This window comes from Natronococcus sp. JC468, assembly GCF_012163165.1.
Lineage (GTDB): Archaea > Halobacteriota > Halobacteria > Halobacteriales > Natrialbaceae > Natronococcus > Natronococcus jeotgali.
Genome location: NZ_JAAVUO010000015.1, coordinates 81,983 through 93,734, shown reverse-complemented (window position 1 = coordinate 93,734; position 11,752 = coordinate 81,983). Strand labels below are relative to the sequence as shown.

Below are 11,752 nucleotides of genomic sequence, written 5' to 3'. Positions count from 1 at the left end.
TCCTCGCCCCCGCCGTCCGGGCCGTTCCGGGTCCCCCCCCGGGCCGCGGGCCCGCCCCCCCCGCCGCCCCCGCGGGCGGCGGGCGCGGCCGCCGCCGTCGCGCCGGCGGCCGCCAGCAGTCGTCGTCGCGTTCGTCGTCAAGAGCTCATACTCGAGCCACCCGCTCGAGCCGGATACGCGACGAGCCGGCGATTGCGTGGTCTGGGACGCGGGGAGGGGGTTCCCCGGGTAGTACTAAGCGGTTGGTCGGCGTTTCTCGAGCCATGGTTCCGATACCCACGGAGTACCGCGACCTGTTCGAGAAGGCGACGTTCGCCCACGTCGGCACGCTGACCGACGACGGCTTTCCCCACATCACGCCCGTCTGGATCGATTACGACGCCGAGGCCGAGCGCCTGCTGGTCAACACCGAACGCGGCCGTCAGAAGGAGCGCAACGCCCGCGCCAACCCCGCCGTCGGCGTCAGCATGACCGATCCGGACGACTCCTACCGGTTCCTCTCGGTGATCGGCGAGGTCGACGAGCTGACGACGGCGGGCGCTCGAGCACACATCGACGAGCTCGCGCGGCGGTACATGGACGTCGAGGAGTATCCGAACCCGATCGAGACGGAGCGAGTGCTGTTGCGGATCCGGCCCGACCGGGTCCTGTAGCCTCGAGGCTGGATCCGTTCGAACCCTCTCGAGGTTTCTCCCGTTGACGGCGGCCCGCTCGTCGTCGCTAGACGCGGGAACAGCGAGTCGGCGAAAATCTCACTGGCGAAAAAAGTTAATGTTCTTTACCGGACGAAGTCGTCATTGACTGACACTGACTCCATTCCCAGTTAACGACTGAGAGAGTGTACGACCACTTTCAGCGACGCTAACTATACGAATAATCCGAAGAACTGGAACACAGATCCGCCAATTAAACCGATTGCTGCTATTGACTGATTCCGCATCATCTGTTTACTCTTGTCGTAGCTTTCTGGAGTCTTCGGTATTGGAAGGCCCGCGAATCCTCCGCCAACTGGTGAAACCTTATCCACCGGAGGTTCTCGCTCAGGATTTTGCGGGTTCTCGCTGTCTACATGGCGGTGGTAGAGCCCATACGGATTGGCTTCGACGTGAAGAGGTCTACTAGAGTCAGATAGTACACGCCAACGATATTCATCAGAAGGCCGATTCCCGTGAGAACGTCGCCCAATGGAATATTCAAACTACTCCCGAAACTCATCGAGCTTTGTCTGAATCGATTCCTCGTCAACCTCAACCTCTTCCCCTTCGATTTCTAAAGCAACCTCCCGATCCTTGAGCTGGTTGTAGAGCCATGTGGCAATCACTCCACTGGCAATGTTTCCACCCATCATTAGGGAGAATTGGATTATGTCGCTGACACCGAACGACTTCTGAATCTTGGTGCCTTCGTACACGATTTCAACATCATCCTCAATCTCAGCCTTAGTTTCGCCTGTTACCATTCTCCCCTCCTCTGGTCGCACCAAGTCGCTCGCAACTCGGCGGTCATTCGTGTAGACTTTGAGAGGGACAGATACCGTCATAGCTGGCAATCACACGGTAGATTGTAAAGAAACCATACCACAGGGTGAAACTAGAGGTACCCGAACTGTCTACACCTCGTATCAAATGAGGTTTGACCAGTAGACCTTTGGGGTGAATCGAAGACAATATTCCCTAGCATAATATGTGTCACAAAACTTCGGCCAAAACACGAACCGTGAGAGTATCAGCGATGCCGAGGACTCCTTCGAACAAGTTGGCGCGAACGACTTCCCACATTCAAAGTTCCTTGCAGGCGCTACGCGGTGCTCGGGGAAGTAGAATGCGGGAAAGGTAGTGGGCCGGCGCGAATTCGAATCGCGGTTACGGCCACCCGAAGGCCGAAGGATACCAAGCTACCCCACCGGCCCGCACCTGAACTGTGGAGGGCCGCTCGTTTAACGCTTCCGAAAGCGAACCCCGCGTCGACCGCGGACGGTCTCGAGGGTCACTTTCCTCGTGGAAGCTCACCCTCTCGATCGACTCCGTCCGGCGCAGTTATGTCCTGCCGAATTCGTGGTACACGTTCGCAACCGTCGACTAACTCCCGCCTAAAACCGCTCGTAGCCGTCGGTGTCGAGCCAGTGGTGGGCGACGGTGATCGCCTGATCGGCGTGGAGCAGTTCGGGACCGAGACGGAGCCGACGGTCGGCCGCCGACTCCAGCAGTTCGGTCTCCTCGGGCGTGAAGTCCCGGTGGTCCGAGAGCACGAAGATCGGATCCTCGAGCGGGTCGGTTTCGGCGACGGGGTCGCCCTCTTCGTGCAGCTGTACCACGGTTCCCTCGTCGGCGACGGCCTCGAGGGTCGCCTCGAACCCGCGGCGGTAGAGTTCGACGCCGGGGCTGGGTTCGGCCGGCATCGCGCCGATGGCCTCCTCGCGGTGCTCTAGGGCCGTCCGGATCAGCGCGGCCGTGCTTCGCTCGTCGGGGTTGAGCCGTCTGAGCTCGCTCCCGTCGAAGGTGATCGTGAACTCGTCGCGCGCGACGAGGTGGACCCGGACGTCCTCGCGGATCCCGTGGGAGGTGACGAACGCCGCGGTGACGGACCGACAGAGCGCGTCGAGCCGGCCGGCTCCGCCCGCGAGGTCGTCGAGCGAGAACGAGGGATCGGTCGGCACCTCATGGCCGATCAGTACGAACTGGCGCATACCGGGGACCGACGCCGACCGCGGGGATAGAGGCGACGATTCCGATCCCGCGCGAGCCGCGGGTTCGCGTCCGTTCGCGATCGGACCGCCGGCTCTCCCACATGAACCACGTTGCACACACAGGGAGAACGGTTTCCGGTGCGACGGCCGCCAGTACTCGGTAGTATGTCGAAACCGCAGTCAACCGTCGGAACGCAACACCAGTTACTCGCCATCCTCGAGGGACGGCCGTGTCCGAGCTGTTCCGACGGCGAGCTCGAGCGCGGCGAGTACAAGGACAACGCCGCTGCCGTCTGCGACGAGTGTGGGACGCCTCGAGCGCAGGTCTGGCAGCCCTCGGAGTAACGAAAAGGGAAGACGGGGACCGACGGCCGTCACCGCGTCCGGGAGCCGTCGTGTCCGTGGCCGAGGATCAACGCGATCGCGTGCACGGCGAGCAGCCCGAACAGCAGCGATAGCGCTCGCACCGAATCGATCCCGGTTACGAACACCGGCAGGTAGACGACCGGGAGGAGGGCCCCGATCCAGAATCCGATCGCGGTGACGGTACTCCAGGCGTACATGGGTTATCGCATCGACTCGAGCCTGACGAACCCGTCGTCGTATGCGGCGATCCAGTTCGTCATCAGCTCGATGTCGCTCGCATCTCTCGGGAACATCGCACACTCGTTGGGCGCGTCGTTGTGTTGGATCGTGACGCTGTCGAGTTCGATGCTCGTCTCGTCGAACGCTGACTGGCGGGTATCGACGTCGTTTGTGTTGGTGGTCATGGTGAGCAGGCGGCCGTCGCGCTTCCGGCTACGACGGATCCCACCATTGTTATCGAGGATTTAACCTGTCGAGTCGGAACGGTAGCGTCGGTCTCCATCCTCTTTCGGAGCGTTTAATCACTTATAAAAGAACGTATCTATCTCTGATCGGTACGGTGCGGTTAGCCGGAACGTTCGCCGTGAGCAACCGTCGTCGGTCGACGCGTCGTCGTCCCCGGCGGGGTCGATCAGTCGGGCCGCGGACGCGACCCGAGCGTCAACTCGACCGTCCGCACCTCACCGTCGCGTCGCAGTTCGACCCGTACGGTTTCGCCGGGACTGGTCTCGAGCGCGAGGTGTGTCGAGAGCGCGTTGCGGTCCGGGATCGGCTCGCCGTCGATCGAGCGGAGCACGTCGCCGCCGACGGGAACGGGCTCTCCGCCGCGTTCGACCGATCGGTCGGCCGGTTCGAGCGTTCCGGCGGCGGGCTCTCGGGTCGTCTCGGTGACGATGACGCCCGCCGCCTCCTCGAGGTCGTTCGCCTCGGCGACGAAGCGGTCGACGGTCGCGACCGCCACCCCGAGGAACGGGTGGTCGTACTCCCCGTCCTCGACGAGCGCGGGGACGACCCGGCGGGCCAGCGCCGCCGAGATCGCGAACCCGATGTTGTTGCCGCCGCCGGCGTTGACGACGCCGACGACGTTCCCGTCGAGGTCGACGAGCGGCCCGCCGCTGTTGCCGGGGTTGACCGGCGCGTCGGTCTGGACGGCGTTCGGGAACGAGAAGTTCCCCTGGGGCGCCGGGATCGTTCGGTTGACGCCGCTGACGATCCCCGAGGACATCGACCCCTCGAGCCCGTAGGGGTTGCCGATCGCGAGCACCTCCTGGCCGACGACCGGGCGCTCCTCGGCCAGCCCCAGCGGCGTCGCCACGTCGGGAACGTGGTCGGCCTCGAGGACGGCGAGGTCGCTGTAGACGTCGCTTCCGAGCAGACGGGTACTGCTCCAGTCGCCGTTGCTGTACTGGAGGTCGATCTCCTCGCCGCCGGAGACGACGTGGTGGTTCGTCACGACGTACTGCTCGTCGACGACGAACCCCGATCCCTGCCCGCGCCCCGTTTCGTCGGTCCGCGGGTTCTCGACGCCGAAGACGCGGATCTGGGTCACCGAGTCGATGATCGCCTCGTAGACGTCGGTGTACGTCGACCCGTCCGCGCGGTCCTCCCGATCGATGTCGTGGGAGGAGTTTCCCTCGACGGAACTCTCGTCGCGCGGTGCGGCGCAGCCGGCGGCCAGGCCGGCGACGCCGACGCCGGTCGCCGCGAGGACCTCGCGACGGCTCGGTCGGTGCTGGTCCATATCGGCGGGTAGGACCCGACGTATTTGAACGCCGTGGGATCGACCGCCACGACCGTCGCGCCGACCCGGTCGAAGGGAAAGCGTGTTACCCGCGGCCGCCCGACTCCTCGGGTATGAGTACGGAAGACGCCCGCGAGCTGCTCTCGACGGGGGCGGTGTGTGACTCCTGTCTCGGCCGGCCGTTCGCCGATCGGAGCTTCGGACTCACCAACGCCGAGCGCGGCCGGGCGCTGCGAACCGCGATCGCGATCGAAGACGACGACGACTTCGAGCCGCCCGAACCGGAGGCCTGCTGGGTCTGCGAGGGGTACTGCGGCACCTTCGACGCCGTCGCCGAGACGATCGCCGCCGAACTCGAGGGGGTCGAGTTCGCGACCTACCAGGTCGGCACCCGGGTCCCGCCGCTGGTCGAGGAGAACGAGCGACTCCTCCGGGAAGACGCCGGCCTCGAGCCCGACGTCGGCGAGTCGCTCAAACGCGAGACCAACCGCGAGGTCGGCCGCCGCGTCGGCTCGAAAACGGGCACCGAGGTCGACTTCGACCGCCCGGACGTGCTCGCGGTCGTCGACCTCGAGGCGTTCGACCCCCTCGACGTCCTCGCCGGCGAGGACGTCACCGGGCACGCGGTCGACGTCCAGATCAACCCCGCGTTCGTCTACGGGCGCTACCGCAAGCTCGAGCGCGACATCCCCCAGACCGAGTGGCCCTGCCGGGAGTGCGGCGGCAGCGGCGTCCAGTTGGGCGAAAACGGCGAGGAACCCTGCGACTACTGCGGCGGCTCAGGCTATATGTACGACACCAGCGTCGAGCAGGTCGTCCGCCCCCACGTCGTCGAAGCGATGGACGGCGAGGCGGGCACTTTCCACGGCGCCGGCCGCGAGGACGTCGACGCCCGGATGCTCGAGGACGGTCGGCCGTTCGTCCTCGAGGTCAAGCGCCCGAAGCGCCGCGACCCCGACCCCGCCGCCCTCGAGCGGGAGATCAACGACGCGGCCGAGGGCGCGGTGGAGGTCGAGGGGCTGCGGCTCGCTACCTACGAGATGGTCGAACGGGTGAAAGAACACGACGCGAGCAAGCACTACCGCGCGGACGTCGAATTTTCCGAGCCGATCGACGAGGACGCGTTCGAGACCGCGCTCGCGGAGCTCTCGGGAACCACCGTCGAGCAGTACACGCCCCAGCGGGTCGACCACCGTCGCGCGGGGCTGACCCGCGAGCGCACCGTCTACGAGATCGACGGCGACCTCGAGTCGCCCACGCGCGCGGAGGTTCGCCTCCACGGGGAGGGCGGGCTCTACGTGAAGGAACTGATCAGCAGCGACGAGGGCCGCACCGAGCCCAGTCTGGCCGGCCTGCTCGGGACCGACGCCGAGGTGACGGCGCTCGACGTCACCGGCGTCGAGGGTGAGGACGAGCCGTTCGAACTCGAGGCGTACTTCCGGGACGAGCCGCGACGCGAGCGCGAGGCGTCCGCGGATCGTTCGAACTGACGGCGTTCCGTCGGTCGACGAGTCGCAACGACTATCCTCCCGCCGTCCGACCCTCGAGCCATGCCGTTTGGCGTCGACGAGGCCGGAAAGGGGCCCGCGCTGGGATCGATGTTCGCCGCGGCCGTCCGCGTCTCGGAGCCCGACGCGCTTCCCGAGGGGATCGCGGACTCGAAGCGACTCGCTCCGGAGCGCCGCGAGGAGCTGGCCGCGATCCTGCGCGAGGACGATCGAATCGCCGTCGGCGTCAGCGAGATCGCGCCCGAGACGATCGACGATCCCGAGACGGACATGAACTCGCTGGCGGTCAGGGCCCACGCCGAGGCGATCGAGGCGGCCCTCGAGGCCGCCGACGGACCGACGGCCCCGTCCGGGCTCTGCGACGCCTGCGACACCGACGCTGACCGCTTCGCCCGCCGGGTCGCCGATGCCTGTGACCTCGAGGACGATCTCGAGCTGACGGCCGCTCACGGCGCCGACGACGCGGACCCGATCGTCGGTGCGGCGAGCATCGTGGCCAAAGTCACCCGCGATTCCCAGATGAGCGCGCTGGCCGACGAGTACGGTTCCGTCGGCAGCGGCTACCCGAGCGATCCGACCACCCGGGCGTTCCTCGAGTCCCACGTCGCCGAGACGGGCGAGCTCCCGCCGTTCGCCCGCGCGTCGTGGTCGACCTGCGAGGACGTGCTGGCCGAGGTCGAGCAGACGGGACTCGAGCAGTTTTGACCGATCGCTCCTGTCGGCTGCATGTCGCCGTTTTATGCGCGCTCCCGACCTACGTCCGAGCTGATACATCGTGCTCGATATCGTCTCACTGGTCGGGCTCGCGGCGGTCGCGACCGGCGTCGTCTGGAAGGGAAGCGGGTGGGTCGAGTCCTCGGCGGACCGGCTCGCGGTCGGCTACGGCGTGCCGCCGGTCGTCCAGGGGGCGGTCATCGCCGCCGTCGGCTCGAGCATGCCCGAGCTGGTGAGCGTCCTCCTGGCCACGCTGCTCCACGGCGAGTTCGAACTCGGCATCGGCGCGATCGTCGGCTCGGCCGTGTTCAACCTCCTCGTGATCCCGGGCCTCGCCGTCCTGGTCGGGACCGGGGGGATCTCGACGAGCCGGGAACTCGTCTACAAGGAGTCGCTGTTCTACATGCTCTCGGTCGCCGTGCTCCTGCTGACGTTCTCGCTGGCGGTGATCTACAACCCGGTGGACGGCGTCGACCTCCAGGGGGAGGTGTCGCGTCCCCTCGCGCTGTTCCCGCTCGTCCTCTACGGCCTCTACGCGCTCACCCAGTACTTGGACGCCGCGGAGGACGAGACCGAGCCGGACCCGTCGGTCGACCGCCTCCGGACCTGGCTGTGGTTCGGACTGGGGCTGGTCGTCATCGTCGTCGGCGTCGAGGGGCTCGTCCGGGCGGCGATCGGGCTCGGCGACGCGTTCGGCACGCCCGCGTTCCTCTGGGGGATGACCGTCGTCGCGGCCGGCTCGAGCGTGCCGGACGTGTTCGTCAGCATCGCCGCAGCGAAGGCGGATCGACCGTCGGTCAGTCTCGCGAACGTGCTCGGGAGCAACATCTTCGACCTGCTCGTGGCCGTTCCGGTCGGCGTGCTGGTCGCCGGGACCCTGGCGGTCACGTTCGCCCACATCGTGCCGATGATGGCGTTTCTCGTCCTGGCGACGATCGTCTTCTTCACCATCGCGCGGACGGACATGCTGCTGTCACGGCTGGAGGCCTGGATCTTGCTCGGGGCGTACGGGCTGTTCGTGGCGTGGCTCGTCCTCGAGAGCCTCGGGATCTCGAGCGTCGTTCCGACCTGAAAACGGGGGTTCGGCGGCCGCTACCTGTCCGTGAGCAGGCGCTGGAGGATGTCGCCGTAGGCGGGGCGGGTGATGAGCACGCCCACGAGGACCCCCAGGATCGTGATGATGGCGAACCCGCGCAGATCGCCGAGACTCAACACGGCCAGCGGCGACAGCGCGATGATCGTCGTCGCGGCGGCGGCGCCGATGACCCAGAACGCCTTGCGGAACCGCGATTCGAAGACTCGCCGGGAGCTGACGTCGCCCTCGTCCATCACCTCGTCGGCGATGATGATGAGGTCGTCGACCCCCGTCCCGACGACGGCGATGAACCCGGCGACGTGAGAGAGATCCAGCGGCATCCGTATCGCCGCGGCGAAGCCAAGCAGGATAACCACCTCCGCCAGCGCCGTGAGGATCATCGGCGCGGCGACGCGGCGGTCGCTGTAGCGCAGGTAGACCGTCCCGCTGACGGTGAGTACTGAGAGGACGCCGATCAGCAGCGAGTAGGTCTTGAACTGGTCGGCCAGCGCGGGCTCGAGCGAGAACGTCTGCTCCTGCTCGAGGTCCAGCGGCGCGGTCAGCGCGCCCGACTGGAGGTTGACCGCGAGGGTGTTGGCGTCCTGCTGGCTCGGAACGATCATCTGGAAGACCGGATCGTTCTCCCAGTCGCCGGAGGCCATGCTGTCGGCGAGATCGGGGCTCATGCTGTGGGCGTCGACGACCTCGTCGTCGACCACGGTGAGCAGACACCACTGCTGGGCGTCGTGGTCGGTGTCGAACTCGCCGGTCTCGCGGTCGTGGATGTTCGGGTTACACTGGCCGACGCCCTCGCCGGTGAACCCGTACTCGTTCATCGCCGCCTGGTAGTCGGTCGCAGGACTGGACCCGTCGGCGCCCTCGCTGTCGTCGACGGTGACGGGGACGTAGTGGTACCCCTGCCGATCGTTGTACGACGCCGAGCCGACGCTTGCGAAGTCCTCGCCCCGGAGGACCGTCTCGTTGGTCTGGGTGCCGTTCTCGTCGGGGTGGTAGGCGACGATCTGGACGTCCCCGCGCTCGGTGAGCAGCTCCCGGAGCTCGCCGGGGGTCATCCCGGGAACCTCGGTGACGATGTAGTAGCCGTCGCCGACGGTCGCCTCCTGGTAGGCCGTGCCGCCCGAGAGCCCCGCCTCGTTGATCCGCAGTTCGATCGTCTGAATGATCTCGTCGCGGGTCTGCTGGGTGACCTCGTCGTCGACGTCGCCCTCCTCGACGTCGACGCCGGCCTCCTGGAGGGCGGCGGCGAACTCCGCGGCGGTGACCTCCTCGGCGAACACCTCCGCAGTGAAGCGATCGTCGTCCTCGTGGTACCGGACGACCGTGTCGGCGGCATCGATCCCGAGTTCGTCCCGGAGCGTCGTCTCGACCTCCCGTTCCTGGCCGGACTCGATATCGATGTCGGCGCTCATCCCGACAGGAGGTGCGCTGATCCGCGTACCGCCGTCAAGGCCGAGGCCGTACTCGAGGTTGGTCGGCCCCGCGTCGATCGTCTCGTTTTCGCCCTCGACGAGCGTGTCGTCGTCGGTGACGCCGCCGGGGACGAACAGCGCGACGAGCGCGGCGCTGACGAACGTCACCAGCAGGAGGATCCGCCAGTACTCCTTGACGAAGGCGATCGGGTTCATCGCGCCACCCCGTGGAACTTGTACCACCGAAGCAGGCTCAGGTTCAGCAGGTACGTGTTCATCAGGTCGGCGGTGAGGCCGACGAAGAGGATGATACCGATCGACGACAGCAACTCGACGCCGAAGATCCACGCGGCGACGCCCATCACGAGCATCGCCATCATCGACGTAACCGTCATCGTGATCCCGGTCCGCATCGCGCGGTGGGTGCTCTCGTAGAAGTCCCCGCCGCGGCGCAGGACGTGGTTGTTCAACAGGATGTCGGAGTCGACGGAGTACCCGATCAGCATCAACAGGGCGGCGACGGTGCCAAGCGAGAGCCTGATCCCGACGAGCGACATGAACGCGAGCGGGATCACGAGGTCGGAAAAGGCCGAGACGACGATCGCGATCGAGGGAACGAACGTCCGAAACAGCGCGAACGCGAGCGCGCTCATTCCGAGGAAGGCGACGGCGAGCCCCAGCAGGGCGGTCCGCTGGGTCTGCTCGCCGAAGCTCGCCGACGTCGAGGACACCTGCTGGATGACCTCGCCGTTCCCGGCCGGCTGAAGGTTAGTTTCGGCCTGTTCGCTCAGCCCCTCCTGATCGGTCGAGACGAACTGGACGATGTACTGGTTCTCCGCCGACGCGACGGACTGGATCGATTCGGGCTCCTCCTCGAACGCACCGGGGATCTCCTTCTCCGGCGTCGCCGTCTGGACGGTCAGCTCCGTCCCGCCGGCGAAGTCCATCCCGAACTGGACCGGCGTTCCCAACAGCAGAAACGATCCGGCGAGCACGAGCAGTGCGACTCCGAGAACCGCGAGCGGCACCGCCGCCAGCTGGCGGTCGCTGTACCGGGTGTAATCGATCTCCGGTACGTCGAAATACCCCATATACCACCCACCTGACCGTCGGGGCGTGTAAGCCTTCCTAATTTCTGTGCCGATATCCGATGAGAATAAGACGGACCGACGACGGCCTGAAATCCCTCGAGCCCGTAGCTCGAGCCATGACCGCCGAAACGCCCCGATCGTCCGCGACGGTCGAGGACCAGGCCGACGCTGCCCGAGACGCCTTCGCCGAACGGATCGTCGTCTCCTACCCAGCGGATCTCTCGGAGTGGGGACGGTTCCAGGTCGAGAAACCCTCGTTCCGGGCGTTCCTCCGGAAGACGCGGGACACCGCTACTGCGGGCGACGTCTGGGAGGAGTTCGTCGGCGTCGGCTGCTGTGGAAACTCCCTCGACGTCCCCCTGCGGGTCGAGGCCGTCGAGGGCGGTTCGCGGGTCGTCGACGACACCGAGATCGTCTACGACGTCCGCGAGGCCTGCGGCATCCAGGGGAGCTGGCGCGTCCAGAGCAAGGGCGGACCGAATCGGGCCTGACGAGACCGGGGCCGCTAGTCCGGCAGGTAGCGGACGCTCAGTACGCCGTCGTCGGCCGAGCGACGTACCTCGACGCGGACCGCCTCGAGTCGAGCCGCCCGCGCGACCGTCTCCTCGTCCTCGAGGACGTCCCGTGCGGCGTCCTCGACGTCGGACTCGAGGTTGAAGACGTGGATCTCGCCGGTCCCGGCCCGTTCCTCCTGGATCAGTTCGCCGACCTCGGCGTCGGCCGCGAGTTCCTTCTCGTGGGTGGTCGGCTCGAGGTCACTGTCGACGACCTCGATCGACCGCCGTTCGGCGACGTCGACGACCTCCCAGGCGACTTCCAGGGGCGGCTCGGGGGAGACGGTGCCCTCGAGGACGTCGTGGACCTCGAGGCCGGGGTTCGAGGAGAGGGTGTGTACCTGTGCGGTCTCGACGTCGCGGACGACGGCCGACTCGTCCTCGGCGTGGGTGACGACGAACGTGCCCGACTTTTCGCTCATGGGGCGCGGTAGGCGCCTGACGGGTTTCGGGGTTTCGGATCGCGGGGGGGCGTCTCCGACGGCCGCGTCGACCGTCGTCTCCGCGAGGGTGGCGACCGAGACGGTGTCCCCCGTGATCGACGCTGACGGGACCGCTACCACATGACGGAACGCCTTTACCGCAGG

The 11,752-nt window shown here is 66.7% G+C and carries 14 protein-coding genes and 1 tRNA gene; 6 read left to right on the top strand and 9 right to left on the bottom strand.

Features of this window, described 5'->3' with window-relative positions; translation table 11 throughout:
* Positions 1 to 263 precede the first annotated feature (263 nt).
* Complete coding sequence (locus GWG54_RS11020; RefSeq protein ID WP_167937817.1) at positions 264 to 653, top strand: pyridoxamine 5'-phosphate oxidase family protein; 390 nt, start codon at positions 264 to 266, stop codon at positions 651 to 653.
* A 545-nt stretch (positions 654 to 1,198) separates the two neighbouring features.
* Here the strand turns inward: GWG54_RS11020 and GWG54_RS11015 are convergent.
* The 3 genes from GWG54_RS11015 to trmY all read right to left on the bottom strand — a co-directional run bounded on the left by GWG54_RS11015 (position 1,199) and on the right by trmY (position 2,686).
* Entirely contained in the window at positions 1,199 to 1,480 is a 282-nt protein-coding gene (locus GWG54_RS11015) for a hypothetical protein (RefSeq protein ID WP_167937816.1), read from the bottom strand.
* A gap of 356 nt (positions 1,481 to 1,836) precedes the next feature.
* A tRNA-Pro gene (locus GWG54_RS11010) sits at positions 1,837 to 1,909 on the bottom strand.
* Positions 1,910 to 2,089: 180 nt separating this feature from the next.
* Entirely contained in the window at positions 2,090 to 2,686 is a 597-nt protein-coding gene (gene trmY / locus GWG54_RS11005) for a tRNA (pseudouridine(54)-N(1))-methyltransferase TrmY (protein ID WP_167937815.1), read from the bottom strand.
* 165 nt (positions 2,687 to 2,851) lie between these two features.
* Between trmY and GWG54_RS11000 the strand changes: the two genes are divergently transcribed.
* On the top strand, positions 2,852 to 3,031 hold the full coding sequence (locus GWG54_RS11000; protein ID WP_167937814.1) for an HVO_A0556 family zinc finger protein: 180 nt from the start codon (positions 2,852 to 2,854) through the stop codon (positions 3,029 to 3,031).
* Positions 3,032 to 3,060: 29 nt separating this feature from the next.
* Here the strand turns inward: GWG54_RS11000 and GWG54_RS10995 are convergent, their stop codons facing one another.
* From GWG54_RS10995 to GWG54_RS10985, 3 genes are all read right to left on the bottom strand, one after another.
* On the bottom strand, positions 3,061 to 3,249 hold the full coding sequence (locus GWG54_RS10995) for a hypothetical protein (RefSeq protein ID WP_167937813.1): 189 nt from the start codon (positions 3,247 to 3,249) through the stop codon (positions 3,061 to 3,063).
* A gap of 3 nt (positions 3,250 to 3,252) precedes the next feature.
* On the bottom strand, positions 3,253 to 3,456 hold the full coding sequence (locus tag GWG54_RS10990; protein ID WP_008426833.1) for a hypothetical protein: 204 nt from the start codon (positions 3,454 to 3,456) through the stop codon (positions 3,253 to 3,255).
* Positions 3,457 to 3,683: 227 nt separating this feature from the next.
* Positions 3,684 to 4,793, bottom strand: coding sequence for a S1C family serine protease (locus GWG54_RS10985; protein WP_167937812.1), 1,110 nt, complete (start codon positions 4,791 to 4,793; stop codon positions 3,684 to 3,686).
* A 113-nt stretch (positions 4,794 to 4,906) separates the two neighbouring features.
* On the opposite strand from GWG54_RS10985, the gene GWG54_RS10980 reads away from it, so the two are divergent.
* From GWG54_RS10980 to GWG54_RS10970, 3 genes are all read left to right on the top strand, one after another.
* Complete coding sequence (locus tag GWG54_RS10980) at positions 4,907 to 6,283, top strand: tRNA pseudouridine(54/55) synthase Pus10 (protein WP_167937811.1); 1,377 nt, start codon at positions 4,907 to 4,909, stop codon at positions 6,281 to 6,283.
* A gap of 60 nt (positions 6,284 to 6,343) precedes the next feature.
* Complete coding sequence (gene rnhB, locus GWG54_RS10975; protein ID WP_167937810.1) at positions 6,344 to 7,006, top strand: ribonuclease HII; 663 nt, start codon at positions 6,344 to 6,346, stop codon at positions 7,004 to 7,006.
* Positions 7,007 to 7,076: 70 nt separating this feature from the next.
* On the top strand, positions 7,077 to 8,087 hold the full coding sequence (locus GWG54_RS10970; protein WP_167937809.1) for a sodium:calcium antiporter: 1,011 nt from the start codon (positions 7,077 to 7,079) through the stop codon (positions 8,085 to 8,087).
* Positions 8,088 to 8,107: 20 nt separating this feature from the next.
* Here GWG54_RS10970 and GWG54_RS10965 read toward each other — a convergent pair whose 3' ends face one another.
* Together GWG54_RS10965 and secF are read right to left on the bottom strand one after the other, a co-directional pair.
* Positions 8,108 to 9,736: a preprotein translocase subunit SecD gene (locus tag GWG54_RS10965; RefSeq protein ID WP_167937808.1), complete on the bottom strand. Its 1,629-nt coding sequence runs from the start codon at positions 9,734 to 9,736 to the stop codon at positions 8,108 to 8,110.
* A complete protein-coding gene (gene secF / locus GWG54_RS10960) occupies positions 9,733 to 10,611 on the bottom strand; it encodes a protein translocase subunit SecF (RefSeq protein ID WP_167937807.1) in 879 nt (292 codons plus the stop codon). Before secF ends, GWG54_RS10965 begins: the two co-directional genes overlap by 4 nt.
* A 116-nt stretch (positions 10,612 to 10,727) precedes the next feature.
* On the opposite strand from secF, the gene GWG54_RS10955 reads away from it, so the two are divergent.
* Positions 10,728 to 11,102 (top strand): hypothetical protein, encoded by a 375-nt coding sequence (locus GWG54_RS10955; protein WP_167937821.1) that lies wholly within the window; start codon positions 10,728 to 10,730, stop codon positions 11,100 to 11,102.
* Positions 11,103 to 11,116: 14 nt separating this feature from the next.
* Here GWG54_RS10955 and GWG54_RS10950 read toward each other — a convergent pair whose 3' ends face one another.
* Positions 11,117 to 11,587, bottom strand: a complete 471-nt coding sequence (locus tag GWG54_RS10950) for a DUF5812 family protein (protein WP_167937806.1) — start codon at positions 11,585 to 11,587, stop codon at positions 11,117 to 11,119.
* Between the last annotated feature and the right edge of the window lie 165 nt (positions 11,588 to 11,752).

Coding starts and splice junctions, on each gene's coding strand:
- GWG54_RS11020 (WP_167937817.1), top strand. CDS start 264: ATGGTTCCGATACCCACGGAGTACCGCGACCTGTTCGAGAAGGCGACG.
- trmY (WP_167937815.1), bottom strand. CDS start 2,686: ATGCGCCAGTTCGTACTGATCGGCCATGAGGTGCCGACCGATCCCTCG.
- GWG54_RS11000 (WP_167937814.1), top strand. CDS start 2,852: ATGTCGAAACCGCAGTCAACCGTCGGAACGCAACACCAGTTACTCGCC.
- GWG54_RS10995 (WP_167937813.1), bottom strand. CDS start 3,249: ATGTACGCCTGGAGTACCGTCACCGCGATCGGATTCTGGATCGGGGCC.
- GWG54_RS10990 (WP_008426833.1), bottom strand. CDS start 3,456: ATGACCACCAACACAAACGACGTCGATACCCGCCAGTCAGCGTTCGAC.
- GWG54_RS10985 (WP_167937812.1), bottom strand. CDS start 4,793: ATGGACCAGCACCGACCGAGCCGTCGCGAGGTCCTCGCGGCGACCGGC.
- GWG54_RS10980 (WP_167937811.1), top strand. CDS start 4,907: ATGAGTACGGAAGACGCCCGCGAGCTGCTCTCGACGGGGGCGGTGTGT.
- rnhB (WP_167937810.1), top strand. CDS start 6,344: ATGCCGTTTGGCGTCGACGAGGCCGGAAAGGGGCCCGCGCTGGGATCG.
- GWG54_RS10965 (WP_167937808.1), bottom strand. CDS start 9,736: ATGAACCCGATCGCCTTCGTCAAGGAGTACTGGCGGATCCTCCTGCTG.
- secF (WP_167937807.1), bottom strand. CDS start 10,611: ATGGGGTATTTCGACGTACCGGAGATCGATTACACCCGGTACAGCGAC.
- GWG54_RS10955 (WP_167937821.1), top strand. CDS start 10,728: ATGACCGCCGAAACGCCCCGATCGTCCGCGACGGTCGAGGACCAGGCC.
- GWG54_RS10950 (WP_167937806.1), bottom strand. CDS start 11,587: ATGAGCGAAAAGTCGGGCACGTTCGTCGTCACCCACGCCGAGGACGAG.